We start from the raw sequence: 25,414 nt of genomic DNA on the forward strand, positions 1-25,414 counted from the left end.
CAGATGGCGTTCACGCAGTTCGTCGTCAACGGCCTGCTCATCGGGGCGCTGTTCGCGGCGGTAGCCGTGGGCTTCGCGCTCATCTGGGGCGTCGTCGACATCATCAATCTCGCGCACGGGGAGATGGTGATGCTCGGCGGCTACACCTCCTACTGGGTGTTGACCCTCGTCACCGGCAACGCCGAGGGGTCGCCGTTGCTGTTCCTCGTCACGATTCCGGTGGCCATCCTGGTGCTGTTCGGCGTCGGGTACGCGCTCCAGCGGACGCTGGTCTCGCGGGTCATCGGGACGGACATCTTCCTGACGCTGCTGGTCACGTTCGGCATCAGCATCGCCATCCAGCAACTGGCGCTGCAAGCGTGGTCGGCGAACCCCCGGTCGATTCAGGTCAGTTTCGCCGACCCGTCGTTCACCGTGGCGGGACTCGTCGTCCCGAAGATGAAACTGGTCGCGTTCGTCGGCGCCATCGTGCTGACCGCGGCGCTGTACCTGTTCCTCCAGAAGACGCGGACGGGGCGGGCGATTCGCGCCGTCTCGCAGAACCCGGAGGCCGCGGCGCTGGTCGGCATCGACGTCGAACACACCCGCGCGGTGACCTTCGGCGTCTCCTCGGCCATCGCCGGCGGCGTGGGCGCGTTCATCGCGACCATCCTCAACATCCAGCCACAGATGGGGCTCATCTACACGCTCAAGAGCTTCGTCATCGTCGTGTTCGGCGGCGTCGGTTCGATTCCCGGCGCGCTGGTCGGCGGACTGCTACTCGGCTCCGTCGAGGAGCTGACCGCGGGCTTCATCTCCTCGCGGTGGACGCTGGCAGTGAGTTTCACGCTGCTCATCGTGCTCCTCGTCGTCAAACCGCAGGGCCTGTTCGGTGAGGGGGCGGAACAATGAGTGCGGAATCGGAGAGCAACAGCGGGTTGCTCCGCTCTCTGGTCCCGCCGGACCAGGTCGACCGCCTGTTCGGCGTCTGTGGTGCCCACGGCTGGAAGCTGCTGGCGGCCAGCGCGGTGGTCGGTGCGCTCCCGCCGCTGTTGGGTCTCCAGCAGGGGTACTACATGACGGTCATCTCGGAGATGTTCCTGTTCGCCATCCTCGCGCTGTCGTGGGACATCGTCGGCGGTCAGACCGGCTATCCGAGTTTCGGGAACATGGCCTTCTTCGGCATCGGCGCGTACACCACCGCCATCCTCATCAAGGACTTCGCAATCTCGTTCCCGGTCGCGATGGTCGTCGCCGGCCTCGTCGCCGTCGCCTTCGCGGCGGTCATCGGCGCCGTCGTGTTGCGCCTGCGTGGCCACTACTTCGCTATCGCGACGCTGGGCGTCCTGCTCGCGGCCCAGCAGATATCCCGGAACCTGGACATCACCGGCGGTGCCAGCGGGAAGATTCTGCTGGAGGTGCCCTCGGGAACCGTCTTCTACTACCTCTTCCTCGGCGTGCTCGTCGTGGAGATGGGCGTGGTCTACTACCTCTCGAACACGCGCTTTGGCTTCATCCTGAACGCCATCCGCGACGACGAGGAGAAGGCCACCGCCATGGGGTTCAACACGACCTACTACAAGACGGCCGCGTGGATGCTGGCCAGCCTCTTTACCGGGGTTGCCGGCGGCGCGTACAGCCTGTTCAACACGTTCATCGACCCACAGACCGCCTACAACGGCGCGTGGAACGTCGAACTCATCGCGATGGCGCTGCTGGGCGGGTCCGGCACCGTCGCCGGCCCGGTCATCGGCGCGTTCGGCCTCCACACCGTCATCGAAGTCGTGGAGACGGCCTTCGTCGGCTGGCAGCTCGTGTTGCTCGGCATCGTCGTCATCGTGACGGTCATCGGCTTCCCGGAGGGGGCCGTCGGCACGCTCCGAGAGTACGCCAGCGAGATGGAGTACTACAAGCGCGGTGGCATGGCCGCCACCGACAGCGGCGAGGAGGTGAGTGCCGATGAGTAAAGCGACCGACGCGGCCGAGACCGACCCGCAGGGCGAGCGGGCAGTCCTGCGGACCGACGGCGTCACCAAGCGCTTCGGCGGCCTCACGGCCGTCGACGACGTCGACGTCGAGGTGCAGAACGGCGAAATCGTCGGCCTCATCGGCCCGAACGGGGCCGGGAAGTCGACCCTGTTCAACTGCATCACCGGCACCCTCAACGCCGACGAGGGGCGCGTCTACCTGCAGGGACAGGACGTCACCGACTGGCCCGAGTACAAGATTGCCCGGGCCGGCCTCGGGCGGATGTTCCAGGAGACGCGCATCTTCGGCGACATGACCGTCCGAAAGAACCTCCTGCTGGCCGCACAGGAAGGCGGTGCCAGCGTCGGGAACCTGCTTCGCAGGCCCGACGACTCGCTGCTGGCCCGGACCGAGGAACTGCTGGACTACGTCGACCTCGGCGGCCTCGCGGACACCCGCGCGGGCCGTCTGAGCTTCGGTCAGCAGAAACTCATCGAGTTCGCGATGGAACTGATGGCGGAACCGGACCTGCTGTTGATGGACGAACCGGCGGGGGGTATCAACCCCGCCATGCTGGAGAACCTCATCCAGTACATCCGCACCGCCAACGAGGACGAGGAGGCGACCATCTTCCTCATCGAACACAACATGGACTTCGTGATGGAGATAGCCGACCGCATCTACGTCCTCGCCCACGGCGAGCGCATCGCCGAGGGGACCCCGGAAGAGATTCAGAACGACCAGCGCGTCCTCGACGCGTACCTCGGGAGGGAGTGAGATGGCCACGACAGACACAGACACCACGACGACAGAGGACCCGATACTCGCGATGAACGACGTGACGTCGGGCTACGGCAACACGACCGTCCTGCACGACGTCAGCATGGCCGTCGAGGAGGGACAGATAGCGTGTCTCATCGGCCCGAACGGGTCGGGGAAGTCCACGCTGATGAAGAGCATCTACGGCTTCGCCGACGTGCAGTCGGGGAGCGTCACGTTCCGGAACGAGGACATCACCGGGCGCTCGCCACAGGAGAACCTCAAGAACCGGATGAGCTACGTCCTGCAGGACGCCAGCGTGTTCCCGGGTATGAGCGTCCACGAGAACATGCTGATGGGCGGGTACGTCTTCGACGACGACGAACAGGCCGCCCAACGCGCCGAGGTACTGTACGACGAGTTCCCGGTGCTGGGCGACATCCGCCAGCAGAAGGCCGGCACCCTCTCCGGGGGCCAGCGCCGTCTGCTGGAACTCGCCCGGGCGCTGATGGTCGACCCCGACCTGATGATGCTCGACGAACCGTCTATCGGCCTCGAACCGCGCTTCATCGACGACGTGTTCGAGCGCATCGAGCAACTCAACGACCTCGGGACGACTATCCTGCTGGTCGAACAGAACGCAGAGAAGGGGCTCTCGGTCGCCGACCGCGGGTTCGTCCTCGCCAGCGGGGAGATAAAGTTTACCGGCACCGGGACGGAACTCCTGAACGACGAGGAAGTCGGACGACTCTACCTCGGTGGCTAACATGTACCGCATACTCGTACCCGTCGACGCCGACCCGGACCGTGCCCGCGGCCAGGCCGCCTTCGTGGCGGAACTGCCGACCGCCGCGGAGAACATCGAAGCGATAGTGACCCACGCGCTGACGCCGGAGGAGATCGACGCGCCCGACGAACTCCAGTCGGTCGACCGCGTCGAGACCGTCCGGTTGGTCCGCGACTACCTCGAAGAGCGCGACGTCGCCGTCGAGCTGGCGGAGGGCAGTCTGCCGCCGGCCGACGGCATCCTCGAACTGTCCACGGAGTTCGACGTCGACCACATCGCGATGGGGTCGCGCAAGCGCTCGCCGACGGGGAAAGTCGTGTTCGGGAGCGTCGCCCAGCAAGTGCTGCTGGAGTCGGACGTCCCGGTCACCGTCGTCGGCGCCCGGGAGGCGTGAGAACGCGTCTCTCGACGCCCCTGATTCGCAATCCTTATTGCGGTTATCGCTGCAAGTATCGTGTGCAGACAGGCACACCCGAGACGAGTCGTCGTCACGTGCGTCTGGCAGTGTGTGCCCGCGCCGGTGTAGCTCAGACTGGCAGAGCGAATCCTTCGTAAGGATTAGGCCGAGGGTTCAAATCCCTCCACCGGCTTGCTTCTCTGGACACTATCCGTCAGGAGCGTCGCTACCCGGCAGTCTCGAACTCGAACCCGGTAATCTCCCCACGCCAGTAGGGCAAATCGCCCTGCGAAAGGTTCCACGCCACCTCGCCACGGGTCGGCACGACCATCCCGCCTCGCTCGGCGTAGTCCTCGAAACGCCCGGTCCACCGGGCGGCCTCGTAGCCGTCGTCGACGGCACGGTACCGCTGGTCGGCGACCACCTTGTCGACCAGACTGTCCTCGTCGAAGTGGAAGGCGAGCGACGCGCTCATGTCGCCATCCGTTAGGGTGGCGCGGGCGGTGCTGTCGTCGACGGGCATCCACTCGACGCCGCTCTCGGGCAGGAGGGCCGTCGGGAACCAGACGGCTTCGGCGAGATAGCGCTGGAGTTCACCGGCGTCGAGTTTCGGGGACGGGTCGGCCTCGGCGACCGGGACCGTCCAGAGGAGGTGGGCAGCCAGCGAGCCAGTGCCGTCGACGTAGCTGTCGACCACGTTCACCGGCACCACCGACCCCAGCCGTACCGTCGCGTCCCAGACGAACCCCGGCGGGTCGACGGCGTACGTCTGGGTGGCGTCGAACGGGTGCCACGCCGAGTCGACGTCGCCGAGGCGGAACGCGCCGCGCTGGGTCAGTCTCGCCGTCCGGACGTACGGTGTTCCCGGGTCGAGTACCGTCTCGAAGTACCGGCGGACTGGGTCCGGAAGGGCCGCGTAGTCGTCTTCGGCGACGACTCGGGGGGAGGTATCGCCGGACGCGGCAGACAAGTCGGCCGTCAGTCGGGCCGTCCGCGACGCCAGTCGGCGCTTGCCCGCGAGGACGGCACCGACGGCGACGGCGGCCGCCAGACCGAGCGAGAGGGTTCGACGGGACACCCGTCCCGTCCGGTGCTCTGACGCGGCTTTGTAGGTGGACTGTGGGGACATCGTCGCTCGTGTGCTAGTCGTCGCGCAGCCGAGAAATAGGTGGCTGGGGCCCGTGATAGCACGACAGCGCCGCCGACGGCCGAGCACCCGACCGCTTCCGGCCCGGTATAAACGTCCCTCAGAGGTGGCGCAGTAGACAGACTCGCCGCGGGGTCGAAGGACCGACCGAGCGACCGATGACACGACATCGACGCCGACGACCCGGAACGCCCGACGACCACGGCCCACGCGGAGGTGACTGATACGTGTCGTATCGGAACGCGTGGCACCGCGACGGCGGCGAGGTGACCTGTCTCGCCTGCGGCGAATCGGTGGCACGCGACGACGCCCGCGAGTACGACAAGCACGGGGACCGCTGGGACCGGGACGAGAAGGAGTTCGAGTTCCTCTGCAAACCGTGCTACCGCGAGTGCTGTCACAGTCCGCGGCGAGGACTGGAGGACCGGCTGGTCGAGGCCGGTGCCGGAACGACAGACCGTGCGACGTTCCTGCGGCGGTACTGCGCGCTCGCGCGAGAGGAGGCACCCGAGCGACAGCCCTGACCGAGCGGTCAGGGCGTGATGACCGCTCGCCCCTCGATTTCGCCGTGTTCCAGTTTCTCGGCCACGGTGTTGATCTCGTCCAGTTCGTACTGGGTGGTGTGTAACTGGACGGCGTCGCGTTCGACCAGCGCGACCAGTTCCTGCAGTTCCGTGTACTGGCCGACGATGTTGCCCTGATAGGCGAACTCGCCGTTGACGAGCGCCTGTGCGGGTTCGTGGATGTGGCCGCCGTAGCCGATGATGTGGTGGTCGCCGCCCGCGGCGCAGACGTCCGGGGCGAGTTGGGTCGTCTCGTCGGCGCCGACGAAGTCCAGGACCTGTGCGGCGCCGACGCCGTCGGTGATGTCGGCGACTTCGTTCGCCACGTCCTCGCTCTCGGGGTCGATGGTGTAGTGCGCGCCCAGTTCGGTCGCCAAATCTCGGGCCTCCCGTTTGATGTCGACGGCGACGATGTCGGCCGCGCTCATCGCGTCGATACACTGGAGGCCGATGTGACCGAGGCCGCCGACGCCGACGACGACACAGGCGTCGCCGGGGTTCAGTCCGTCGACGGCCTTCTTCGCGGCGTGGTAAGCGGTGATGCCGGCGTCGGCGTGGGGTGCGATAGTCGCCGGGTCGACGCCCTCCGGAAGGGGGACGACCGACCGCTCGCTGGTGTGGAGTTGGTCGGCGAAGCCGCCGTCGACCGTGAGACCGTTGAACTGCTGGTTCTCGCAGTACATCGTCTCGCCCTGTCGGCAGGGGCGACACGTCCCGCAGGTCTGGACGGGGTGACAGACGACCTGGTCGCCCTCGGAGACGGTTGTCACCTCTTCGCCCGTCTCGACCACCGTCCCGGCGTTCTCGTGGCCGAGTGTCAGCGGGAGGGTCTGTTCGACGTAGTCGGTCCACATCCCCTCGATGATGTGGTTGTCCGTCTGGCACCAGCCAGCCCCTTCGATGTCGACCACGACGTCGCCGCTGTTCGATACCTGTGGGGCGTCTACCTCGTCGACGGAGAGGCCGTTCGTCATGTCGTCGGTGTACTCGTGGAGTCGTGCTGCGCGCATCGCGTGCTACTACGTGACAACCGCTGAAAAAGACTCGCCGAGGGGACTTCCGAGTGCTCCCAGACGGGTGTCGGTCAGTGCGTCAACACCAGCAACTCGTCGTCGGTGCGGACGAGGCAGAACGGGCTACCCGGGTCGCCGAACGTGTTCGTCCGGTTCTCGCTGACGAACAGGCGCTCGAAGGCGTCGCCGCAGGCGGGACACGCGAACCCCTGCCGGTTCGCCAGCGTCATCGTCCCACGGTCCTGTTGCAGGAGTTTCAGCCCGTGGCGGTAGTCGTGGACGTCGAAGCCGTCGCTGACGTCGAGTCGGTCCATGGAGAACAGAGAGCGGACAGTCGCTTAAACCTTAGACGAGGTTCGCGCCCATGTAGAGGACGACGACGAGGAACACCCAGACGACGTCGACGAAGTGCCAGTACATCGACGCCGTCGAGACGGAGGTGTGCCGTTCCGGGGAGTACTGGCCGTAGTACGCCCGGACGAAGACGATGCCCAGCAGGACGGCCCCCATCGTGACGTGCAGGCCGTGCAGGCCCGTCAGGCCGTAGAACGCGGAGCCGTAGATGCCCTGTGCGATGGTGAAGTTCTCGTGGACGATGAACTCGTAGTACTCGTACACCTGCCCGCCGATGAAGACGATTCCCAACAGGAGCGTCAGGCCGAGCAGTTTCATGAACCGCGAGCGGTTCCCGTTCAGCAGGGCGACGTGACTGTAGTGGAGCGTCACCGAACTGACGAGGAGGATGACGGTGTTGACGACGACGAGCGACCCCCAGACGTGCGGGATGGCGGCCTGTGTCCACACGTCCGTCCCGCGGACCATGAAGTAGTAGATGAAGCCCGCGCCGAACGTCGCGACCTCGGTCCCGAGGAACAGCAACATAGCGAACTTCAGCGTGCGGCCCGAGTGGTGGTTCGTGCCGCGTTCCCAGAAGTCAGAGACGAAGGCGTGGTAGAGCCAGCCGTAAATCCCGACGAGGAACAGGCCGACGCTGGCTACTGTCGCCCCGGCCCCGATGGTCGTACTCACGAGTGCGTTCTCGCCAAGCGCGAGGACCAGCAGTGCCGCGCCGACGTAGATGCCCGACCCCCCGATAGCGGTCACGAACGGCCACCAACTCGCCTCGCCGAAGCCGCGGGGCCAGTCCTCCGTGGCCGGGAGGTGGTGGTCCCCGTGTCCGCTCTCCGTGTGTTCTTCTATCTGGCTCATACCGGTCCCTTGCGAAGCGATTACTAAAAGCCCATCCAATTCCGCGCGCCCGACGCGGACCGATGTCGGAACCTACAGGGCCCCGAGGTTCCTAGGCCCGCCGATGACAGCACGCCGACGCCGTGTCACCGCGGCCGCCGTGGGGTCGCTCTGTTGGCTCTTCGCCGTCGGGACGGCCAGCGCCCACGGCGGGAGTCTGGCCGCGGGCGGCCGCGAGTCGCTGACGATTCCGACGTGGCTGTTCCTCTCGACGGGCGGGGCCGCCGTCGGCGCGTCGTTCCTGCTGGCTTCCTTCGTCACCGACCGCTCGTTCGTCGAGCGCGTCCACAGCTGGGGGACACCGCTCGTCGACGGCGGCGTTCGGATTCCTCGATTGCTCGGCCGCACGGTGGGGCTCCTCGGCCTCGCCGCCGTCCTCGTCGTCGGCTTTCTCGGCCCGACGACGCCGCGAACCAACCTCGCCATCCTGCTCGTCTGGGTGGGCTGGTGGGCCGGCCTCGCTATGACGACGTATCTGGTCGGAAACAGTTGGCGCGTCCTCAACCCCCTCTCGACTCTCGCGCTCGTGCTCCCGTCGCTTGACCGCGACTACCCCGAGCGACTGGGCGCGTGGCCCAGCGTCGTCGGCCTACTGGCGCTCGTCTGGCTGGAAGTCGTCAGTCCGCTGGCCGACGACGCCCGACTGCTGGCGACGGTCGTCCTGGGATACAGCGTCCTGACGCTCGCCGGGGCCGTCGTCTTCGGCCGCGAGACGTGGTTCGACGACGTGGACCCGGTCGAGCGCGTCTTCCGGTACTACGGCCGCGTCGCGCCCGTCGGCCGCCGCGGGGACGGCTCGCTCCACCTCAGACTGCCCGGGATAGCGCTCTCCGAGCGACGACTGGTCGACGGGGCCGACGAGGTGGCGTTCGTCGTCGCGCTCCTCTGGGTGACCACCTACGACGGCCTCGTGACGACGCCGGGGTGGCGCGACCTGACGACGCCGCTGGTCGACGCGGGCCTCCCGGCGCACCTCCTGTATCCGCTCGCTCTACTCGCCGGATTTGCCCTCTTTCTGGGCGTCTACCGACTCGCGGTGCGGGCGAGCACGCGGACGGCCGAGACCTACCTCGCGCCCGACGAACTCGCCGAGCGGTTCGCCCCGCCGCTGCTGGCCATCGCCGCCGGCTACCACTTCGCGCACTATCTGGGCTACTTCCTCTTCCTCGCGCCGGCATTGGGGGCGGCCACGCTCGCCCCGTTTGCCGACCCCGTGTCGGTCCCCGTCTACCAGCTGCCGGGGTGGTTCGGCGGCGTCGCGCTGGCGTCGGTCGTCGTCGGCCACCTGCTGGCCATCTGGGTGGCCCACGCGGCCGCGTTCGACCTCTTCCCCTCGCGCTTGCAGGCCATCCGCTCGCAGTACCCGTTCGTCGCCGTGATGGTGTTCTACACGATGACCAGCCTGTGGGTCGTCTCCCGCCCGGAGGTGCCACTCCCCCACCTATGACCGACCACGACTACGACGTACCCGCCGACGCACCGGCCTACGAGTGTGCCTACTGCGACCGCCCGTTCGCCCGCGAGGAGTGGCTGGCGCTCCACCGCGGCCTCGACCACCCCGACGAACTCGACGACGACGAGGTGGCGGCGTTCCGGGCGGCCTACGCCGAGGAGGAAGAGGAATTAGGGACGTTCCGCTTGCAGGCGCTTGGCGCGCTCGTGGCGATATACTTCGTCCTCCTGATGATCTACGCGCTCGTCTGACTGCGGCTCGTCTCTGCTCGGTCTGCCGACCGACCGCTCGGGCCGGAGAGTGCCGGCGGCCGTCGGTGCGGAACGGCCGACTACGGAGAAGCGACACGTTGATGGGCCGCTGAGCGAGTACACGTAGGCATGGACCTTCGCGTCATCGACAAGTCGGACACGGAACTCTCTATCGAGATTGCGGGTGAGGACCACACGTTCATGAACGTCATCAAGGGCGCCCTGCTGGAGACGGAGGGCGTCACGGCGGCGACTTACGACGTGAACCCGGAGCAGTCCGGTGGGCAGACCGACCCCGTGCTGACCATCAAGACGCAGGAGAGCGTCGACGCGCTCGACGCCCTCGAAGACGGCACCGACCGGGTCATCGAGAAGGCAGACAGCCTCACCGACGCGTTCGAAGCAGCCGCGTAAGCTGCCTCTATCCCGTTCTCAGCAGACGACGTAGGTGACGAACACGCTGCCGTCCGGCGCGACGTGGACGTCGACGCCGACGGTGCCCACTTCTGCGGCGCGGAAGCGGTTCCCGCGTTCGACGTAGCTATCGACGAGCGACGACGCCAGCGCCGCCTCGCTGTCGAAGTCGCTCACCGACCGGCCGGTCCGGTCGTAGGCGACCTGATAGGCGACGACGCTGGGCCGTTCGCAGGCGAGGCCGAACCGCTGGAAGGCGTCGCGTTCGGGACCCGACCCGTCGCCCGCTCTGGCCGCGACGATAGCCTTGTTGTAGTAGGCCGCGGCGTCGTCTGCGGTGGCGTTCCGGGTCAGCGCACCGGCGCCCTCGCTGGTCCGGCGTTCGTTCAGCGCGTCGACGTAGGCGTCCTCGGTGGCCGACAGGGAGAGGCCGCCAGCGGTGTCGGCGCTGCCCGGCGCGTCGGGAATCGCGGGCGGCTCCCCGCCGCCGCCCGCGTCGAAGCCGGGCAGCGGGACGACCCCGACCGCACCGAGTGCGACGACGCCCAGCACGACCGCCACGAGCGCGTAGCCGGCGACGTACTTCGGTTCGATGATGTCCCGCCAACTCGTGCTGATGTCCGCCATCGGGTCGGTATCGGCCACCCGTTCGCGCTCGAAGTTCGCGCTCCCACACCGCCTGCAGGGTGGGGAGTTGCGCTGGTGCTGGCGGCCACAGTCCTGACAGACCCAGACGGAGCCACCGTGGACCTCGCCGTCTGCGGACCGATTCGGGCCGACGGGCTGGACTGCCCGCTCGTACGTGCCGTGGCCGCAGTTGTCACAGGGCGGGTCGTTCTCCTCGTGAGGTTTGCCACACCACTCACACCGCCATTCCATTGGGTAACCGTAGGTGACCGAGATACAAAGAGTGCGCGGAACCGGCGTGTGACAGCGCGGGGGTCAGGTCAACATCCGCGGCGGCCGCCGACCCGTGCTACAACCGGACCGGGATGCCCTTGCTGTCCAGATACCCCGTTCCCACCTTTTTCCGACTCGGGTGCGCCACGGGCGCACCACTCGCCGCAAAAACGTGGGCGAAAAAGGCGCGTCGTCGCTCGCTGTGTTCGCTCCGACCCGTGCTACAGTCGAACCGGGATACCCTTGCTGTCCAGATACCCCGTTCCCACCTTTTTCCGACTCGGGTGCGCCACGGGCGCACCACTCGCCGCTAAAACGTGGGCGAAAAAGGCGCGTCGTCGCTCGCGGTGCTCGCTCCGACCCGTGCTACAACCTGACCGGGATGCCCTTGCTGTCCAGATACTCCTTCGTCTCCGCGATGGAGTACTCGCCGAAGTGGAAGATGGAGGCCGCGAGGCCGGCGTCTGCGCCGGCGTCGACGAAAACCTCCTCCATGTCCGCGGGACTTCCACACCCCGAGGAGGCGATGACGGGCGTCGAGACGGCGTCACAGACCGCTTTCATCAGCGGGATGTCGTAGCCGTCCTTGGTGCCGTCGGCGTCGATAGAGTTGACGAAAATCTCGCCGGCCCCGCGTTCCTCGGCCTCCATCGCCCACGCGACGGCGTCCAGACCGGTGCCCTCGCGCCCGCCCTTGACGGTGCACTCGAACCAGCAGGACTCGCCGTCCACCTCGACGTAGTGCTCGCCCTCGTCGTCGAAGCGCCGGCGTGCGTCCAGCGAGATGACGATGCACTGACTGCCGAAGGCGGCGGCGCCCTCCTCTATGAGTTCCGGCTCCGCGATGGCCCCGGAGTTGATGGACACCTTGTCTGCGCCCGCCCGCAGGGTCTCCTTGATATCCTCGCGGGTGCGGATGCCGCCGCCGACCGTGAGGGGAATGAACACCTCGTCCGCGACGGCGGAGACGGTCTCGAGCATCGTCTCGCGGCCCTCGGCCGAGGCGGTGATGTCCAGAAAGACGAACTCGTCGGCCCCGGACTCGTTGTAGGCTTTCGCCATCTCGACCGGGTCCCCGGTGTACTCCAGGTCCTCGAAGTTGACGCCGGTGTAGACGGCGGCCTCCCCGTTCTCGTCGACGTCCACGTCGATACAGGGGATGATGCGTTTCGTGAGCGTCATCTGATACCCGCACCTTTGCCACAGGGCCGTTTGACGGTTTCGGCTGGCGCAATTCGCGGGCAGTCAGTCCCGCGAGAGCGCGAACAGGCCGTCGTGACTCCCGACGAAGACGCGGTCGCCGTCCACCGCCGGCGTGACGGAACTGTACCCGACCGCGACCGACCAGCGCTGTTCGCCGTCGGCCAGCGAGACGGCGTAGCAGTTGCCGTCGTTGCTCCCGACGTAGGCCGTCCCGCCGCCGGGCGCGACGGCCGGTTGGGTCACCAGCCAGTCGTCGGCGTCGAAACGCCACCGCTGTGTGCCCGTGTCCCGGCGGTGGGCGTGGAGCGACCCGCTGGCCGTGCCGAGCAACACCGTGTCGTCTGTCACCACCGGCCGACTGTCGGCCAGCGCCTGTCCGGTGTCGATCCGCCAGCGCTCGCGCCCGTCGGCCGCGTCCAGTGCCACCAACTCGCCCCGGTCGTCCTCGGGGACGCTCGTCGCGACGTACACCGTGCCGTCGACGAGCGTGGGCGTCTGGATCCGGTGGCCGCCGAGGTCGTTGCGCCACCGCTCGGTGCCGTCGGCGGCGTCCAGCGCGTAGACGGTGCCGGCGTCGCTCCCGACGACGACAGTCTCCGCCGTCGCCCCCGGGGGTGTGAGTCCGTCGGCGTCGTCGAGGGCCGTCCACCGGACCGTGCCGTCCGCGCCGTCGAGGGCCGTCAGGCCGCCGCCGCTCACGTACAACCGGCCGTCGACAGTGGTAATCGACTCCAGCGACGCCACGTCCGGCGTCTCCCAGAGGACGCTCCCGTCGTCGACTCGGAACGCCTGCACACGCCCACAGCCAGCGACGTACGCGCGGTCGGTGCCGCCGGCGTCGCCGACGGCGAGGCCCGAATCGTAGCAGACGGTATCGCCGGGGTCGTCCAGCAGAACGCGCCAGCGTTCGGTTCCGTCGGCGCGGAAGGATAGCGCGCGCCACATCGTCAGGACCGTGAGCGTCCCGTCCGCGGGAGCCAGCGCACCGATGGTGCCCTCCGTCTGGACGTACCAGTCGATGCGTTCGTGGCGCCGGCCGGTCACTCGGTCCAGACAACCGGCGACGCTCGCGGTCCCGAGGCCGCCGACCGTCGTCAGCAGGCGTCGTCGCGTGTACTCCATAGCCACTATCGACTCGGTACCGGAAAGTGCCTTCAGGTAGCTCAAACCCGGCTTTGACCGAGCGAATCCGACAGTTACAGGTAGGAGTCTCCAGAACGCCCGTCCATGGGAGACGACCACCACGCCGAGGACCGTCCCGAGTTCGACCCCGAGAACGTCGACCTGCCGTCGAAGGAGCCGCCGCTTCGCGAGACGGCGCCCCAGAGCGAGTTCACGACGTCGCAGGTGTCGACGGGCGCCGTCGTCGCACTCGTCGGCCTCGCGCTCACGTTCGGTATCGCGTTCGCGCTGGTCTAGACCACCGCTCTCTCTTACTGTTCTAAAAGACCGCGGAGCCGCCGTTCAGGCCAGTTCGTCGTCGATGGTCGACCGGAGGTCCGCGATTTCGCCCGCGTGGTACTGGAGCCGCTCGTCCTCGACGGTGAGCGAGAGGTGGTTCGAGCCGTCGGCCTCGCCCAGTTCCGTCACCGGGGCGACGCCGTCGAACGCTTCTCGCACCGCCGCGGGGTCGGTCGTCTCGAAGACGACGCGGCCCGGCCGTTCGTTGAACAGGAGACGCTTCTGGGTGCCGCGGTCGACCGTCTCTATCTCGATGCTAGCGCCGGCGTCCTCGTGGACCATCTCAGCGAGTGCCACTGCGAGGCCGCCGTGGCTCACGTCGTGGCTGGCGAGGACGTGGTCCTCGTCGGCCACGTCCGCGATGGTCTCGACGAGGATCGTCGGGTCCGCGGGGAGTTCCGGGAAGGCGTCGGTGCCGCCGAAGGTGGCGGTGTACTCGGAGCCACCGAGACGCGGGTCGGCCTCGCCTTCGAGGGCGGTGTCGCCGACGACGACGAGGGTGCCCTCGCCCGACAGCTCCATCGGCGGGGCGTCGTACCCCTCCTTGACGCCGACCAGCGCGAGCGTCGGCGTCGGCGGGATGGGGCCGGCCACGGAGTCGTTGTACAGCGAGACGTTGCCGCCGACGACGGGCACGTCTAAGTCGCTGCACATGTCCGCGAGGCCGTCGACGATGCCCTTGAAGCCGCCGTAGACGTCCGGTTTCTCGGGGTTGCCACCGTTCAGGCAGTCGACGGCGGCGTGGGGAATCGCGCCTTTCGCGGCGACGTTGGTGGCGTTCTCCAGCGCCACGGCGCGGGCCCCCTCGTAGGGCGCGGCGTCGGTCCAGTTGGGGTCGGCGCCGGCGGAGAAGGCCAGTCCGGTGCCGGCCTCACGAATCGCGAGGAGGGCGGCGTCGTCGCCCGGCAGGACGCTCGTGCGGACCTGCACCTCGTGGTCGTACTGGCGGTAGACCCACCGTTTGGAGGCGGTGTTGGGGCTGGCGACGATGCGCTCGAACGCTTCCGAGAGGTCGACGGTCGGGAGGTCACGCTCCTGTTCGGGCGGGGCCTCGCTCGGCAGGTCGTTCATCGGGGCGCCGTCGCCGAGGAACTCCGCCTCGACGTCGACGACCGTCTCGCCCTCGAAGGTGCAGACGTAGTTCGTCCCGGGTTCGGTGAGTTCGCCGATGACCGAACAACCGAGGTCGTAGCGCTCGGCGAGTTCGGCCACGCGGTCGACGTTCTCGGGCGCGACCTCGTACACCATGCGCTCCTGACTCTCGGCGAGCAGGTACTCCATGGCGTTCATGTTGGGTTCGCGCTCGTGGACGCGGTCCAGTTCGATGGTCGCGCCGAGGCCGCCCTTCGCGACGAGTTCGGAGGACGCGCCGCCCAGTCCGGCCGCCCCGAGGTCACGGGCCGACTCGACGAGGTCCTCGTCCAGCAGGGCTTCGTTGCACTCGATGAGGAGTTTCTCCGTGTAGGGGTCACCGACCTGCACGGCGGGGCGGTCCTCCGTCTCGGCGTCCTCCGCGAGGTCCTCGCTGGCGAAGGAGGCCCCGCCGAGGCCGTCGCGACCGGTGGAGTTACCCACGAGGACGAGTTTGTTGCCCGGTTCCTGCGCTTCGGCGGTGATGGTGCGCTCGGGCTCCATCAGGCCGATGCAGGAGACGTTGACGAGGGGGTTGCCCTCGTAGTCGTCGTGGAACGCGACCGACCCGGTGACCGTCGGGACGCCGATGCAGTTGCCGTAGTGAGAGATACCCTCGACGACGCCCTCGAAGAGGTAGCGGGAGTGTTCGCGCTCGAAGTCGCCGAAGTACAGGCAGTCCGCGAGCGCGATGGGGTACGCGCCCATCGAGAGGGTGTCGCGGACGATGCCGCCGACGCCGGTGGCGGCGCCGTCGAACGGGTCGACGTAGGAGGGGTGGTTGTGGGACTCGACGCCCATGGTGATGTACATCTCCTCGCCGTCGCCGTGGCTCGGGAGCGAGACGACTGCGGCGTCGTCGCCGGGGCCGATGACGACCTGTTCTCCCTCGGAGTCGAACGCCGTCAGGAGCGGTCGAGAGGAGCGATAGGCGCAGTGCTCGCTCCAGAGGTTCTCGAAGAGAGCGGCCTCCGCCCGGGTGGGCTCCCGACCGATTTCGTCGACCACGATGTCGTGGTCCGCGTCGGACAGGCTCATTAGGTGGTCGTGGCTCCCGGCCGGCTAAATCGCTTTCCATGCGCCGGCGTGGCCGGCCGCTACTCCACGACGTAGGACCGGTGCTCGCCGCGGCTCTCTGTGTCGACGAACCGATAGCGGTGTGCGTCCTCCAGTCGACCCGCGAAGGCGGCGTCGGCGGCCCCCTCGATGTCGTAGGCCTCCTCGGCTCCGACGAACCCCTCGGCCCGGAGCCGGTCGACGACCGAGGCCGGCAGGGTTTTGTCGGCGTCGCACTCGACGACCAGCAGACGGTCGGTGAAGCTCTTGGCCGTCCAGGCGTCGGCGACCTCCGGCCGGTCGGTGAGGGCCTCGGCCAGCGACCGGGCCCGTCGCTCGCGGTCCATGACCGACCGTACGCGACCCGCTCGGGAGTCGTCGGTCCCGAAGGCGTTCGCCCCCTCAGAACGGCGTCTCTACGTCCGTCTCGTCCGGTAGGTCGTCGCCGTCGTCGGCCACCTGCTCCGGTATCTCGCCGGTCTCACGGTAGCTCTCCTCCAACTGTCGCAGTTTGCCGTTGATGGCGACGCTCTGGTGGTGCATCGGGTCGACGCGCACTTTCACGAGGTCGTACTCGTGGCGGTCCGCGAGGCCGTTCCACGCCCGGAACGCGCCGACGGTGAGCGTGTCGCTCTGCGGGCAGAACTCCGTGGTCGGCGTGAACTCGGCCCGCAGGACCGCCGGGTCGTCGGCCTCGCGAGCGTACCGGAACCCGGCGTCGGGATGGCGGTGGTCCAAGTTCAGTCGAGCGAGGTTGTAGCCGAAGGTCATGTCGTAGACGCCGCGTTCGGCGAACAGGGCCATCGTGAGGCGGTGGAAGGCGGCGTGGTCGGCACTGGTTAGCACGTCGTGGCCGTCGAGGAACTCGTCCGGGTCGGGGACGTGTTCGGGCGCGAACGCGTCGTAGCCGTCGAAGCCGGTGTCGTCACCGCCGCGGATGCCGGAGAGGAAGCTCATAGGGGGACCTACTCAGGTAATCGCACAGACAGTGTCCCCGAACACGTTCGGCGGAACCCCCTCCGGCGACGGCGGCCGACAGTCGCGTATGGTCACCACTAGCCTCGACGCGGAACGCGCGTACGTCGAGGACGGGTTCTCTGCACAGACGATTCACGAGACGGAGCGCCAGAAAGTCGTGCTGGGCTACTTCGAACCGGGTCAGTTCATCCCGGTCCACGCGCCGGACAGCGACGTGGCGATAACCGTCCTCAGCGGCGAGGGGACGGTCCGCGACGGCGACGACGAGTACTCGGTGGAGTCCGGCGACGTGGTGGCGGTTCCAGCAGGCGACGAACGCGGCATCAGAGCGGACGGAGGCCGACTCGAAGCGACGCTGGTCACCGCGCCGCCGCCGACCGACGCCGAACACGACCCGGTGCGACGAGGGCTGAAGCGAGGCGAGTTCGACCCCGAGTGACGAACATATTCGGGAGAAACCCCTCCGCCGGTGACGGGGTACCTCCGGGTGATGCCCGCCACGAAACTCGACCTGCGCGACATGGCACCGCCCGAGCGACACCCGACCATCCACTCGGCGTTCGACGAGTTGGACCCGGGTGAGACGCTCCGCATCGTCAACGACCACGAACCGAAGCCGCTGTTCTACGAACTGCAGGCGGAAGTCGACGCGTTCGACGCCGAGCGCTACGACTGCCGGAAGGAGGGGGAGGGCAAGTACGTCGCCGACCTCCCGAAGAGAGCATGAGCGGGGTCGGCGCCGCCGGCCTCGAACGCGTCTCGCTGTCCGACCTCGACGCGTCGGGTCGCGCGCAACTATTCGAGGGCGAACCGAAGACGGTCCGGCTGACGCTCTCGGCGGGCGAGGAGGTCCCGCCTCACCAGCATCCGGGCCGGGACATCGTCTTCCACCTGCTGGACGGCGAGGTGGACCTGACGCTGGGCGAGACGACGCTCTCGCTGTCGGCCAGCGACGTCGCCCGGTTCGATGGCGAGCAAGACATCTCGCCCGCCGCCGTCACCGACTGCGAGGCGCTGCTGGTACTGGCCACGTCCGAGTGAGACATCCCCGTCTGCGGTCCTGACGGGACGAACGACGTTTTCAGGCCGGACGACCTAGGGTGGGTATGGGTGTTACGGTACGATGGACGCTGACGACCGCCCGGAGGCGACGGCCGTGACCGAAGGCGCCCCGGTCGACGACCACCCCGTGCTGCTGTTCGACGGCGTCTGCAACCTCTGTAACCGGACCGTACAGTTCGTCGTCCCGCGCGACCCGACGGGAATCGTCCGGTTCGCGCCCCTCCAGTCGGAAGTCGGGACGGAACTGCTGGAGCGGGTCGGCCTGCCGACCGACGAGATGGAGTCCGTCGTCCTCGTCGAGGGCGACGAGGTGTACCGGAAGTCGGCCGCGGCCATCCGCGTCGCGGAACTGCTCGGGTGGCCCTACAGTCTCGCGAGCGTCGGGCGACTCGTGCCCGACGGACTGCGGGACGCGGCCTACGACGTCGTCGCGGAGAACCGGTACGACTGGTTCGGCCGCAAGGACCAGTGTATGGTGCCCGACGACGACGTGAGCGACCGCTTCCTCGGCTAGCCGAACAGTTCGGCCGCCGTCTCGACGGTCCCGTCGCCGACGCTGCTCGGCTGGCGGAGACTCGCTCGCGGGACCGCGAGCAGTCGCTCGGCCAGTCGTTCGCTCAGGCGTTCGACGGCGGCGGCCTGTTCGTCGGTCAGGTCGCCCTGCGCTCGCAACTGTGTGAGCGCTCGTTCGAGCTGTTCGGCCCGAATCTCGGCGGCTCGGGCCTCTATCTGTCCGAGAGCCTGTTCCACGTCGGTCGTCGTCTCGCGGGTGTCGTCGTTCACGTGCATGGTTTCCAGATGACGGTCACGGTCGCGTCGTCGGTGTCGACGGTCTCGTAGTCGTAGCCGCGGTCGTCGAGTTTCGGGTAGAGGTGCTGTGGGGCGCGGTCGTTGTACTGGACGAGGACGGTGTCGTCGTCCAGTTCCGGCAGTCGTTCGAGCGTCTCGGCGAGCGGTTTCGGCGGCCCCAGTTCGCGCACGTCCAGTCGTTCGGTCGGGGCGTCGGCCGGCGCGTCGGTCTGGGCGACGACGGCGTCGGTTGCCAGTGACATAGGTGGGCGTTGACGCTCCGCCGCGCCGACGGTTTCCCCGAACGTGTTCGGCCACACCGACAGCAGGCCGGCGCCCCAACTGGCGAGTGATGAGCGCGATACCCGGAGACGTCGATACGGACGCGGGCCCGCCGATGACGATTCCGCTCCGGCACTTCGTCGTCGCGCTGGCCTTCCTCGTGGCCGGCGTGGCCGTCGGCGTGGCGGGCGGCCGCGGTGGCCACCTCGCACAGGTCCACCTGTTGCTCGCCGGTTGGGTCTGTCTCACCATCATGGGCGCGATGACGCAGTTCGTCCCCGTCTGGTCGGGCGTCGCCCTCTACTCGCGCCGCCTCGCCGCGCTCCAGTTGCCCCTCGCGGCCGCCGGGTTCGCGGGACTGGCCGTCGGCCTCCTGTTCGGCGTCACTTCCGTCCTCCCGGTAGCCGGAGCGCTGGCCGTCGCGGGCGTCTGGACGTTCGTCTACACCGTCGGTCGGACGCTCGCCGCGGCCGAGTGGGACGTGACGACGGTGCACTTCGCGGCCGCACTGGGCTTCTTCGTCCTCGTGACGAGCGCGGGCGTCGGGCTGGCGCTCGACCACGCCGCCGGCGTCCTCCCTGTCGTTGGCCTCACGCGAGCGGACCTCCTGCTGGCCCACGCCACGCTCGCGGTGTTCGGCGCCATCCTGACCACCGTCTCGGGCGCGCTCGCGCAACTCGCGCCGATGTTCACGCAGACCGACGCCACTCGCGTCGGCGAGGCGCTCCAGCGAGCGGAGACGGCGAGCTACCCGCTCGGCGTCCTGCTCCTCGCGGGCGGGCGATTGCTGGGTCGGCCCACCGTCGCCCGCATCGGTGCGCTCCTCGTCGCCGGGGGGTTGGCCGTCGTCGGCCTGTTGCTGGCTCGGCGGCTCCTCGCCGCGAGCGTCGAGTGGACGCCGATGCTCACCCGGTACGCCGTCGTCGCCCTCTCGCTGGTGGTCTGGGCACCGCTCTCGGCGTGGGCGTGGTGGCAGGACCCGCTCGCCTACGGTGCGCTGTTCGGCCACCCGGCGCTCGCGCCGCTGCTGCTGATGGGCGCCGTCGGGTTCGTCGTCCTCGGGACGCTGTACCACGTCGTCCCGTTCGTCGTCTGGGTCCACCGGTACAGCGACCGGCTCGGGTTCGAGGACGTGCCGATGATAGACAACCTGTACGACGACCGGGTCGCGCTCGGGGACGGCCTCTGTCTGGGCGCCGCGACGGCCCTCGCCGTCGGGACCGGACTCGGTCCCGTGCCAGCGTGGACGGGCCTGCTCGTGGGCTGTCTCGCCCTCGTCGGGGCGGTGCTGTTCGCCGGCAACCTGCTCGGCGTCCTCGTCGAACACGGGCCACAGTCGTTGCCGGCGCTCGTCGGCGGTCGGTTCGTGGAAGAGTCCGAGCCCTGACTCGCTCATTCCTCGCTGGGCTGGTCGGTGTACAGCGAGTAGGTCAGCACGGCGAACCCGGCGGCGGTGAACACGCTCTCGACGGCGGTGCTCGTCGCCACGGGGAACTCGAGTATCTGGTGGAGGCTGCCGGCCAGCAGTGCCCCGGCAGTCACGAGACCGATACCGACCCAGAGCGCACGCATCGCCGTCGCTCGCGTTCGGTTGTACGCCCTGTACGTCAGCGTCGTGAGGACGGCCCCGCAGACGAGCGTCACCGTCTTGGCCGCCACGAGCAGCACGGTACTGGGGTGCATCGTCGTGCGGAGTGCTCCGCGACTCTGGACAATATAAACCGGCGCGCGTTGCCAGCGAGTGAGAAGCCCCGGCTCAGCGCACGTAGAGGGAGTAGAGGATGATGCCGAGGCCGACTGCGGTCAGGGCGCTGGAGACGAAGACGCTCGTGTAGATGAGGTTCACGCCGAGGTACGTCCCGACGACGAGGTCTAGCACGCCACCGAGTATCGCACCGAGCGTGACGATGCCGAACCCGTAGGTGAGCCACTTGTGCTGTGGGGCCCCCGTCCGGTCGTAGGCCTGATACGAGTAGTAGGTTATCAGCCCACCGATGATGAGGATGAGCGTCTTCGAGACGACGACACCGACCTGTGAACTGGGTATGTGTACCATGTGTTAGGTCTCCTTTCGAACTTCCGACCAGAGGTTCTCCAGCCGCTGGTCCGGGGACCGGGCGCGGTGCGTGATGTCGACGGCGAACTCCCGGTGCTCGTCGAGCGCGATGACCACCTCCTCGAAGTCGACCGCGTACCGACTGGCGTGTTGTCCGTCGGGTCGAACCTCGACGCCCTCGTACAGCAGCGACGAGTCGGTCAGTAGTTCGAGCTTACGGTAGGTCGTCGACAGTGGGACGTCACTCTGCTCCGAGATTTCGCTCGCGGTCATCGGCTCGTCGAGCACGCTGACGATGTCCCGGCAGTCCTCGTCGTCCAGTGCGTCGAGAACTGTGGTGAGTTCCGGTGTCTCCTCGTCAGCGAACGGGTCCCGAACCATCCTTGTCGCCAACTCATCTCCCGTACCTTTTAATCTAACCGACTCACGGCGAACGTCGGTTTGCGGCAGTCTCAGGCGTGTATACCCGAAGTATTCGGGGCAGTATTTGATGGCGCTTGCGCCCCATTCCCAGCTGCTGAGAACGGTTCTACCCCGGTGAGAACGTCCCTGCGGGGGTTTATACTCACACTCGTTACGTTCAGGTGTCCATGAGCAAACGAGTCGGTGCACCCGGTTCAGGTATCTCGCGTCGTGACTTCGTGAAGGCGTCCGGCCTCGGCGGAACGCTCGCTCTCGCTGGCTGTACGGCCCCCGGCGACCCACAGGAGTCCGTCGACACGTCGACCGAGACGAGTGCCAGTCAGACCGGCGGAGACCTACCGTCGACGTCGCCGCCGGAAATCGTCAACGTCGACGAACAGGGTGGCGAAGTGACGCTCTCCTCGGTTCCCGCACAGCACCACGCGCACCCGGGTGAGTCGATGGGTGGCCCTGTCGAACTACCGCAGGTGTGGGCGTTCAAAGCCGACGACGGCGACCCGAGCGTCCCCGGCCCCATCCTTCGGACGACCGAAGGGGAAGACATGGAGGTGACGCTGGACAACACGAACGGCATGCGCCCGCACACGGTCCACTTCCACGCCGTCTCGAAGAAGTGGGAGGACGACGGCGTCCCGACGACCACCGGCGTCCGCGTCGACCCGGGCGAGAAACACACCTACACCATCCCGGCGGACGTGCCCGGCACGCACCTCTACCACTGCCACTACCAGACCCCGCGGCACCTCGACATGGGGATGTACGGCATCTTCCGCGTGGACCCGAAGGGGTACGAACCGGCCGACAAGGAGTACTTCCTCTCGTTCAAGGAGTGGGACTCCCGGCTCAACCGCCAGATGGCCGGGATGGACGCAACCTACGACCCGCGGAACCGCCGGCCCGACACCTTCACCGTCAACGGGAAGTCCGCACCGCGCACCCTCCACCCCGAGGACGGCTCGCCCATCATCGTCGAACAGGGTGATACGGTCCGCCTGCACATGCTCAACGCGGGGTACATGGACCACCCGATGCACATCCACAACCACCGCTTCCAGGTGACCCACAAGGACGGCGGCGAGATTCCCGAGGTGGCCCGCCACGAGCAGGACGTCTGCTCGATTCCGCCCGCGGGCCGCCGAACCGTGGAGTTCACGGCCGACGCCGACCCCGGCATCTACCTCATGCACTGCCACAAGGTCAACCACGTCATGAACGGGAGCGCCTACCCCGGCGGGATGCTCACCGGCGTCGTCTACAAGGAGGCGATGCAGACGGACATCTTCAAGCAGTTGATGGAGTACGCGGGGTACGAGGGTTGAGCGAAGCGAAACCCTCGTCACGAGCGAGCGGGGAGGAACGACCCGCGAGCCACGAGAGCTGACCGTAGGGAGGCTCTCGCCACGAGCGAGCGGCGAGGGTTGCGCGCCCCCCTCGACCTAGTCCGACGGGCCAGAAACAGTGTGGCTCACCCGGACCGAGACGACCGACTTCTCCGCTGACCGTCTACGAACACCCGGTACCCGTGGGTCGACGTCGTTGGCTCGACCGCGCCCACGCGGTACCGCCGAACACGACGGTTCTTCACGATTATTTAGGCTAGCCTAAAAAGTACGTTCGCCCGAACGTGTTCGTCCCCGTCGTCGGTCCCCGAGAACTGGGGTCGCATACAAACCCGAGGACGGAGAACCGCCGCCTGTATGGAAGTATCACGACAGACGCTCGCGAAACTGCTCGTCGCCGCGTTCGTCGTCAACCTCGTGGTGATGGGCGCGGGCGCTGCGCTCGCCTACGAGAAGGCGCCGCCCATCCCCGACCGAATCGTCGGTCCCGACGGCGAGACCATCGCGACGGGTGCGGACGTGCAGCACGGCAAAGAGACGTTCCAGAAAGACGGCCTGATGAACCACGGGTCGATACTGGGCAACGGCGCGTACTACGGCGTCGACTACACCGCCGACACGCTGGACCTGAAGGTGCAGTACATGCGCCAGTACCACGCCAGAGAGGAGTACGGTAGCGACTTCGACGCGCTCTCGGCGGAGCGACAGGCCGCCATCGAGACGCGCGTCGAGCAGCGCCTCGACCGGCAGGCCTCCGGCGAGGTGGTGCAGTACTCCGCCGCCGAGGTGTACGCACACCAGCAGATTCGGGAGGAGTACGTCGAGCGGTACCACGAGGGGAGCCACGAACGTGGCGTCCCCGAGGGGATGATTGCCAGCGAGGACGCCGCTCGCGACTTCGCCGACTTCGCGCTCTGGACGGCGTGGTTCTCCCACGCCGACCGGCCGGCCGGTGACCACTCCTACACGAACGAGTGGCCGTACGCACCCGGTGCCGGCAACGACGCCACCGCCGCAGCGATGACGTGGAGCGTCGTCGCCATGGTGTTGCTCGTCGCCGGCGCGGGCGCGGCGGTGTGGCTCTACCGCAGTGTCGACCTCCCCGAACCCGAAGTCGAGGGCATCGACGTGCCCGCGCCCGACGAGGTGGCACTGTTCCCCGGCCAGCGGGCGGCCACGCGGTTCATCCCCATCGCGGCCGGGTTGTTCCTCGGGCAGGTCCTCCTCGGGGGCCTGCTCGCGCACTTCTACGTCGAGCGCGCCGCGTTCTTCGGGCTGGGCGAGCTCGTCGGGGTGAACATCCTCCAGTGGCTCCCCTTCGCCATCGCGAAGACGTGGCACATCGACATGGGTATCCTCTGGATAGCGACGCTGTGGCTCGGTGCCGGCCTGTTCCTCCCGCCGCTGTTGACCGGACAGGAACCGGAGCGGCAGGGGACGCTCGTCAACGTCCTGCTGGGTGCGCTGGTGGTCGTCGTCGTCGGCGGCCTCGTCGGCATCTGGCTCGGCATGCAGGGCTTCTTCGAGGGCGACCTCTGGTGGTGGCTCGGCAACGAGGGGCTGGAGTACCTCGAAGTCGGCCGCGTCTGGCAACTCGGCCTGCTCGCCGGCTTCCTCATCTGGGCCGGCCTCGCCTACCGCGGCTTCAAGCCGCTGCTGGACGACGAACCGAAGTACGGCCTCTCCCACCTCATCCTCTACGCCGGCGGCTCTATCGCCCTGCTGTTCACCGCCGGCCTGCTGTACACCCCGGAGACCAACATGGCCGTCACGGAGTTCTGGCGCTGGTGGGTCGTCCACATGTGGGTCGAGGGGGCCTTCGAGTTCTTCATCGTCGCCATCGTCGGCATCACGCTGGTGTCGATGAACCTCCTGAAGCGCCAGAGCGCCGCCAAGGCCGTGATGTTCGAGGCGCTGCTGGTGATGGGCACCGGCGTCATCGGCGTCTCGCATCACTACTGGTGGATAGGTATGCCCGACCTGTGGGTGCCCATCGGGAGCGCGTTCTCCACGCTGGAACTCGTCCCGCTGGTGTTCATCCTCTACGAGGCCATCAACGAGTACCGTGCGATGGCGGCCGGCGGGGAGAGTTTCCCGTACACGATTCCGTTCATGTTCATCGTCGCCTCCGGCGTCTGGAACTTCGTCGGGGCCGGCGTGCTCGGGTTCTTCATCAACCTGCCGCTCATCAACTACTACGAGCACGGCACCTACCTCACCGTCGCCCACGCTCACGCGGCGATGTTCGGGGCCTTCGGCTTCCTCGCGCTGGGGATGGCCAGTTACATGCTCCGCATCACCGTCGACCCGAGCGACTGGGACGGGTCGTGGCTCCGCGCCGCCTTCTGGTGCTGGAACGTCGGCCTCGCGGTGATGGTGCTGGGCTCCGTCACCCCCGTCGGCTTCCTCCAGCTAGAGGTGGCGTTCACCGAGGGCTACGCCGCCGCCCGGAGCGTCGCGTTCTACGAGCGGCCGCTCGTGGAACTGCTGTTCTGGGCGCGGATGCCCGGTGACACGCTCATCATCCTCGGGACGACCATCTTCACCGCCGACGTGCTACGCAAGCGGTTCTCCCTGCGGTCGGTGCTGGCCGGCGAGGACGAACCCGTCTCCGACCCAGTCGTCTCCGACGACTGAGCGGCGGGCCGTCGTCGCCGATAAACTCCATGTGACTGTATCGACCCCGGACGGGTTCGCTCGGGTTCCCATCGCTTGGGAACACGGTACACCCGTTTTTTGTGGGGCAGACAAGTG

Annotated in this window: 32 protein-coding genes and 1 tRNA gene; 18 read left to right on the forward strand and 15 right to left on the reverse strand. The window is 67.8% G+C overall.

Translation table 11 applies throughout. The features are described 5' to 3' along the window. Positions 1–3: 3 nt before the first annotated feature. The 6 genes from EGH21_RS16405 (at position 4) to EGH21_RS16430 (ending at position 4,083) form a co-directional block, all read left to right on the forward strand. On the forward strand, positions 4–891 hold the full coding sequence (locus EGH21_RS16405; RefSeq protein WP_220619566.1) for a branched-chain amino acid ABC transporter permease: 888 nt from the start codon (positions 4–6) through the stop codon (positions 889–891). Continuing rightward, positions 888–1,946 (forward strand): branched-chain amino acid ABC transporter permease, encoded by a 1,059-nt coding sequence (locus EGH21_RS16410; protein WP_220619567.1) that lies wholly within the window; start codon positions 888–890, stop codon positions 1,944–1,946. Before EGH21_RS16405 ends, EGH21_RS16410 begins: the two co-directional genes overlap by 4 nt. After that, positions 1,939–2,724, forward strand: coding sequence for an ABC transporter ATP-binding protein (locus EGH21_RS16415; protein ID WP_220619568.1), 786 nt, complete (start codon positions 1,939–1,941; stop codon positions 2,722–2,724). Before EGH21_RS16410 ends, EGH21_RS16415 begins: the two co-directional genes overlap by 8 nt. A 1-nt stretch (position 2,725) precedes the next feature. Further along, positions 2,726–3,472 carry an ABC transporter ATP-binding protein gene (locus EGH21_RS16420; RefSeq protein WP_220619569.1) on the forward strand — a complete coding sequence of 249 codons (747 nt, stop codon included), beginning with the start codon at positions 2,726–2,728 and terminating at the stop codon, positions 3,470–3,472. Between the two features lies 1 nt (position 3,473). After that, a complete protein-coding gene (locus tag EGH21_RS16425) occupies positions 3,474–3,887 on the forward strand; it encodes a universal stress protein (RefSeq protein ID WP_220619570.1) in 414 nt (137 codons plus the stop codon). 122 nt (positions 3,888–4,009) lie between these two features. Continuing rightward, positions 4,010–4,083, forward strand: a tRNA-Thr gene (locus EGH21_RS16430). Positions 4,084–4,116: 33 nt separating this feature from the next. Here EGH21_RS16430 and EGH21_RS16435 read toward each other — a convergent pair. Next, positions 4,117–4,968 (reverse strand): DUF6920 family protein, encoded by an 852-nt coding sequence (locus tag EGH21_RS16435; protein ID WP_220619571.1) that lies wholly within the window; start codon positions 4,966–4,968, stop codon positions 4,117–4,119. Positions 4,969–5,264: 296 nt separating this feature from the next. On the opposite strand from EGH21_RS16435, the gene EGH21_RS16440 reads away from it, so the two are divergent. Then, a complete protein-coding gene (locus EGH21_RS16440) occupies positions 5,265–5,561 on the forward strand; it encodes a DUF7562 family protein (RefSeq protein ID WP_220619572.1) in 297 nt (98 codons plus the stop codon). An 8-nt stretch (positions 5,562–5,569) separates the two neighbouring features. Here the strand turns inward: EGH21_RS16440 and EGH21_RS16445 are convergent, their stop codons facing one another. The 3 genes from EGH21_RS16445 to EGH21_RS16455 form a co-directional block, all read right to left on the reverse strand. Next, a complete protein-coding gene (locus tag EGH21_RS16445; RefSeq protein WP_220619573.1) occupies positions 5,570–6,610 on the reverse strand; it encodes an NAD(P)-dependent alcohol dehydrogenase in 1,041 nt (346 codons plus the stop codon). A gap of 74 nt (positions 6,611–6,684) precedes the next feature. Further along, positions 6,685–6,927: a DUF7385 family protein gene (locus EGH21_RS16450; protein ID WP_220619574.1), complete on the reverse strand. Its 243-nt coding sequence runs from the start codon at positions 6,925–6,927 to the stop codon at positions 6,685–6,687. Positions 6,928–6,958: 31 nt separating this feature from the next. Next, entirely contained in the window at positions 6,959–7,822 is an 864-nt protein-coding gene (locus EGH21_RS16455) for a cytochrome c oxidase subunit 3 (RefSeq protein ID WP_220619575.1), read from the reverse strand. Positions 7,823–7,925: 103 nt separating this feature from the next. Between EGH21_RS16455 and EGH21_RS16460 the strand changes: the two genes are divergently transcribed. The 3 genes from EGH21_RS16460 (at position 7,926) to EGH21_RS16470 (ending at position 9,979) form a co-directional block, all read left to right on the forward strand. Beyond that, positions 7,926–9,308 (forward strand): hypothetical protein, encoded by a 1,383-nt coding sequence (locus EGH21_RS16460; RefSeq protein WP_220619576.1) that lies wholly within the window; start codon positions 7,926–7,928, stop codon positions 9,306–9,308. Continuing rightward, positions 9,305–9,565 (forward strand): DUF7410 domain-containing protein, encoded by a 261-nt coding sequence (locus tag EGH21_RS16465; protein WP_220619577.1) that lies wholly within the window; start codon positions 9,305–9,307, stop codon positions 9,563–9,565. Before EGH21_RS16460 ends, EGH21_RS16465 begins: the two co-directional genes overlap by 4 nt. A gap of 129 nt (positions 9,566–9,694) precedes the next feature. Next, the gene (locus EGH21_RS16470) at positions 9,695–9,979 is read left to right on the forward strand and encodes a DNA-directed RNA polymerase subunit L (protein ID WP_220619578.1); all 285 of its coding nucleotides are present in this window, start codon (positions 9,695–9,697) and stop codon (positions 9,977–9,979) included. An 18-nt stretch (positions 9,980–9,997) separates the two neighbouring features. On the opposite strand, the gene EGH21_RS16475 is transcribed toward EGH21_RS16470, so the two are convergent. The 3 genes from EGH21_RS16475 to EGH21_RS16485 all read right to left on the reverse strand — a co-directional run bounded on the left by EGH21_RS16475 (position 9,998) and on the right by EGH21_RS16485 (position 13,204). Further along, the gene (locus EGH21_RS16475; protein WP_220619579.1) at positions 9,998–10,858 is read right to left on the reverse strand and encodes a hypothetical protein; all 861 of its coding nucleotides are present in this window, start codon (positions 10,856–10,858) and stop codon (positions 9,998–10,000) included. 387 nt (positions 10,859–11,245) lie between these two features. Next, on the reverse strand, positions 11,246–12,061 hold the full coding sequence (gene hisF / locus EGH21_RS16480; RefSeq protein ID WP_220619580.1) for an imidazole glycerol phosphate synthase subunit HisF: 816 nt from the start codon (positions 12,059–12,061) through the stop codon (positions 11,246–11,248). Between the two features lie 63 nt (positions 12,062–12,124). After that, a complete protein-coding gene (locus tag EGH21_RS16485) occupies positions 12,125–13,204 on the reverse strand; it encodes a PQQ-binding-like beta-propeller repeat protein (protein ID WP_220619581.1) in 1,080 nt (359 codons plus the stop codon). Positions 13,205–13,309: 105 nt separating this feature from the next. On the opposite strand from EGH21_RS16485, the gene EGH21_RS16490 reads away from it, so the two are divergent. Continuing rightward, on the forward strand, positions 13,310–13,501 hold the full coding sequence (locus tag EGH21_RS16490) for a DUF7550 family protein (RefSeq protein WP_220619582.1): 192 nt from the start codon (positions 13,310–13,312) through the stop codon (positions 13,499–13,501). Between the two features lie 45 nt (positions 13,502–13,546). Here the strand turns inward: EGH21_RS16490 and purL are convergent, their stop codons facing one another. From purL to EGH21_RS16505, 3 genes are read right to left on the reverse strand one after another with little or no spacing between them, the layout of a single operon-like run. Further along, complete coding sequence (gene purL / locus EGH21_RS16495) at positions 13,547–15,712, reverse strand: phosphoribosylformylglycinamidine synthase subunit PurL (protein WP_220619583.1); 2,166 nt, start codon at positions 15,710–15,712, stop codon at positions 13,547–13,549. 59 nt (positions 15,713–15,771) lie between these two features. Next, the gene (locus EGH21_RS16500; protein WP_220619584.1) at positions 15,772–16,077 is read right to left on the reverse strand and encodes a hypothetical protein; all 306 of its coding nucleotides are present in this window, start codon (positions 16,075–16,077) and stop codon (positions 15,772–15,774) included. Between the two features lie 55 nt (positions 16,078–16,132). After that, a complete protein-coding gene (locus EGH21_RS16505) occupies positions 16,133–16,687 on the reverse strand; it encodes a DUF7998 family protein (protein ID WP_220619585.1) in 555 nt (184 codons plus the stop codon). A gap of 88 nt (positions 16,688–16,775) precedes the next feature. Between EGH21_RS16505 and EGH21_RS16510 the strand changes: the two genes are divergently transcribed. The 4 genes from EGH21_RS16510 (at position 16,776) to EGH21_RS16525 (ending at position 18,284) form a co-directional block, all read left to right on the forward strand. Continuing rightward, positions 16,776–17,147: a cupin domain-containing protein gene (locus EGH21_RS16510; protein ID WP_220619586.1), complete on the forward strand. Its 372-nt coding sequence runs from the start codon at positions 16,776–16,778 to the stop codon at positions 17,145–17,147. A gap of 51 nt (positions 17,148–17,198) precedes the next feature. Beyond that, the gene (locus EGH21_RS16515; protein ID WP_220619656.1) at positions 17,199–17,435 is read left to right on the forward strand and encodes a DUF2249 domain-containing protein; all 237 of its coding nucleotides are present in this window, start codon (positions 17,199–17,201) and stop codon (positions 17,433–17,435) included. Beyond that, positions 17,432–17,749 (forward strand): cupin domain-containing protein, encoded by a 318-nt coding sequence (locus EGH21_RS16520; protein WP_220619587.1) that lies wholly within the window; start codon positions 17,432–17,434, stop codon positions 17,747–17,749. Before EGH21_RS16515 ends, EGH21_RS16520 begins: the two co-directional genes overlap by 4 nt. Positions 17,750–17,831: 82 nt before the next feature. Then, entirely contained in the window at positions 17,832–18,284 is a 453-nt protein-coding gene (locus EGH21_RS16525; RefSeq protein ID WP_220619588.1) for a thiol-disulfide oxidoreductase DCC family protein, read from the forward strand. Here EGH21_RS16525 and EGH21_RS16530 read toward each other — a convergent pair. After that, entirely contained in the window at positions 18,281–18,559 is a 279-nt protein-coding gene (locus tag EGH21_RS16530; protein WP_236035604.1) for a glutamyl-tRNA reductase, read from the reverse strand. The genes EGH21_RS16525 and EGH21_RS16530 overlap by 4 nt on opposite strands. Next, a complete protein-coding gene (locus tag EGH21_RS16535) occupies positions 18,550–18,822 on the reverse strand; it encodes a DUF2249 domain-containing protein (protein WP_220619589.1) in 273 nt (90 codons plus the stop codon). Before EGH21_RS16535 ends, EGH21_RS16530 begins: the two co-directional genes overlap by 10 nt. An 89-nt stretch (positions 18,823–18,911) precedes the next feature. Here EGH21_RS16535 and EGH21_RS16540 point away from each other — a divergent pair, with 89 nt between their 5' ends. Then, positions 18,912–20,228 carry a hypothetical protein gene (locus EGH21_RS16540; protein ID WP_220619590.1) on the forward strand — a complete coding sequence of 439 codons (1,317 nt, stop codon included), beginning with the start codon at positions 18,912–18,914 and terminating at the stop codon, positions 20,226–20,228. A gap of 5 nt (positions 20,229–20,233) precedes the next feature. Here the strand turns inward: EGH21_RS16540 and EGH21_RS16545 are convergent, their stop codons facing one another. The 3 genes from EGH21_RS16545 to EGH21_RS16555 all read right to left on the reverse strand — a co-directional run bounded on the left by EGH21_RS16545 (position 20,234) and on the right by EGH21_RS16555 (position 21,278). Next, positions 20,234–20,524 (reverse strand): DUF7521 family protein, encoded by a 291-nt coding sequence (locus EGH21_RS16545; RefSeq protein WP_220619591.1) that lies wholly within the window; start codon positions 20,522–20,524, stop codon positions 20,234–20,236. 73 nt (positions 20,525–20,597) lie between these two features. Then, complete coding sequence (locus tag EGH21_RS16550; RefSeq protein WP_220619592.1) at positions 20,598–20,897, reverse strand: DUF7521 family protein; 300 nt, start codon at positions 20,895–20,897, stop codon at positions 20,598–20,600. A gap of 3 nt (positions 20,898–20,900) precedes the next feature. Beyond that, positions 20,901–21,278 carry a winged helix-turn-helix domain-containing protein gene (locus tag EGH21_RS16555; RefSeq protein ID WP_220619593.1) on the reverse strand — a complete coding sequence of 126 codons (378 nt, stop codon included), beginning with the start codon at positions 21,276–21,278 and terminating at the stop codon, positions 20,901–20,903. Positions 21,279–21,487: 209 nt separating this feature from the next. Here EGH21_RS16555 and EGH21_RS16560 point away from each other — a divergent pair, with 209 nt between their 5' ends. Together EGH21_RS16560 and EGH21_RS16565 are read left to right on the forward strand one after the other, a co-directional pair. After that, entirely contained in the window at positions 21,488–22,639 is a 1,152-nt protein-coding gene (locus EGH21_RS16560; RefSeq protein ID WP_220619594.1) for a multicopper oxidase domain-containing protein, read from the forward strand. A gap of 378 nt (positions 22,640–23,017) precedes the next feature. After that, complete coding sequence (locus EGH21_RS16565; RefSeq protein WP_220619595.1) at positions 23,018–25,297, forward strand: nitric-oxide reductase large subunit; 2,280 nt, start codon at positions 23,018–23,020, stop codon at positions 25,295–25,297. The last annotated feature ends 117 nt before the right edge of the window (positions 25,298–25,414 follow it).

Source organism: Haloarcula rubra (assembly GCF_019599465.1).
Lineage (GTDB): Archaea > Halobacteriota > Halobacteria > Halobacteriales > Haloarculaceae > Haloarcula > Haloarcula rubra.

Coding starts and splice junctions, on each gene's coding strand:
- hisF (WP_220619580.1), bottom strand. CDS start 12,061: ATGACGCTCACGAAACGCATCATCCCCTGTATCGACGTGGACGTCGAC.
- EGH21_RS16505 (WP_220619585.1), bottom strand. CDS start 16,687: ATGAGCTTCCTCTCCGGCATCCGCGGCGGTGACGACACCGGCTTCGAC.
- EGH21_RS16475 (WP_220619579.1), bottom strand. CDS start 10,858: ATGGAATGGCGGTGTGAGTGGTGTGGCAAACCTCACGAGGAGAACGAC.
- EGH21_RS16550 (WP_220619592.1), bottom strand. CDS start 20,897: ATGGTACACATACCCAGTTCACAGGTCGGTGTCGTCGTCTCGAAGACG.
- EGH21_RS16450 (WP_220619574.1), bottom strand. CDS start 6,927: ATGGACCGACTCGACGTCAGCGACGGCTTCGACGTCCACGACTACCGC.
- EGH21_RS16470 (WP_220619578.1), top strand. CDS start 9,695: ATGGACCTTCGCGTCATCGACAAGTCGGACACGGAACTCTCTATCGAG.
- EGH21_RS16515 (WP_220619656.1), top strand. CDS start 17,199: ATGCCCGCCACGAAACTCGACCTGCGCGACATGGCACCGCCCGAGCGA.
- EGH21_RS16410 (WP_220619567.1), top strand. CDS start 888: ATGAGTGCGGAATCGGAGAGCAACAGCGGGTTGCTCCGCTCTCTGGTC.
- EGH21_RS16540 (WP_220619590.1), top strand. CDS start 18,912: ATGAGCGCGATACCCGGAGACGTCGATACGGACGCGGGCCCGCCGATG.
- EGH21_RS16520 (WP_220619587.1), top strand. CDS start 17,432: ATGAGCGGGGTCGGCGCCGCCGGCCTCGAACGCGTCTCGCTGTCCGAC.
- EGH21_RS16485 (WP_220619581.1), bottom strand. CDS start 13,204: ATGGAGTACACGCGACGACGCCTGCTGACGACGGTCGGCGGCCTCGGG.
- EGH21_RS16460 (WP_220619576.1), top strand. CDS start 7,926: ATGACAGCACGCCGACGCCGTGTCACCGCGGCCGCCGTGGGGTCGCTC.
- EGH21_RS16530 (WP_236035604.1), bottom strand. CDS start 18,559: ATGCACGTGAACGACGACACCCGCGAGACGACGACCGACGTGGAACAG.
- EGH21_RS16420 (WP_220619569.1), top strand. CDS start 2,726: ATGGCCACGACAGACACAGACACCACGACGACAGAGGACCCGATACTC.
- EGH21_RS16535 (WP_220619589.1), bottom strand. CDS start 18,822: ATGTCACTGGCAACCGACGCCGTCGTCGCCCAGACCGACGCGCCGGCC.
- EGH21_RS16405 (WP_220619566.1), top strand. CDS start 4: ATGGCGTTCACGCAGTTCGTCGTCAACGGCCTGCTCATCGGGGCGCTG.
- EGH21_RS16500 (WP_220619584.1), bottom strand. CDS start 16,077: ATGGACCGCGAGCGACGGGCCCGGTCGCTGGCCGAGGCCCTCACCGAC.
- purL (WP_220619583.1), bottom strand. CDS start 15,712: ATGAGCCTGTCCGACGCGGACCACGACATCGTGGTCGACGAAATCGGT.
- EGH21_RS16545 (WP_220619591.1), bottom strand. CDS start 20,524: ATGCACCCCAGTACCGTGCTGCTCGTGGCGGCCAAGACGGTGACGCTC.
- EGH21_RS16425 (WP_220619570.1), top strand. CDS start 3,474: ATGTACCGCATACTCGTACCCGTCGACGCCGACCCGGACCGTGCCCGC.
- EGH21_RS16555 (WP_220619593.1), bottom strand. CDS start 21,278: ATGGTTCGGGACCCGTTCGCTGACGAGGAGACACCGGAACTCACCACA.
- EGH21_RS16415 (WP_220619568.1), top strand. CDS start 1,939: ATGAGTAAAGCGACCGACGCGGCCGAGACCGACCCGCAGGGCGAGCGG.
- EGH21_RS16560 (WP_220619594.1), top strand. CDS start 21,488: ATGAGCAAACGAGTCGGTGCACCCGGTTCAGGTATCTCGCGTCGTGAC.
- EGH21_RS16465 (WP_220619577.1), top strand. CDS start 9,305: ATGACCGACCACGACTACGACGTACCCGCCGACGCACCGGCCTACGAG.
- EGH21_RS16525 (WP_220619588.1), top strand. CDS start 17,832: ATGGACGCTGACGACCGCCCGGAGGCGACGGCCGTGACCGAAGGCGCC.
- EGH21_RS16445 (WP_220619573.1), bottom strand. CDS start 6,610: ATGCGCGCAGCACGACTCCACGAGTACACCGACGACATGACGAACGGC.
- EGH21_RS16565 (WP_220619595.1), top strand. CDS start 23,018: ATGGAAGTATCACGACAGACGCTCGCGAAACTGCTCGTCGCCGCGTTC.
- EGH21_RS16455 (WP_220619575.1), bottom strand. CDS start 7,822: ATGAGCCAGATAGAAGAACACACGGAGAGCGGACACGGGGACCACCAC.
- EGH21_RS16510 (WP_220619586.1), top strand. CDS start 16,776: ATGGTCACCACTAGCCTCGACGCGGAACGCGCGTACGTCGAGGACGGG.
- EGH21_RS16490 (WP_220619582.1), top strand. CDS start 13,310: ATGGGAGACGACCACCACGCCGAGGACCGTCCCGAGTTCGACCCCGAG.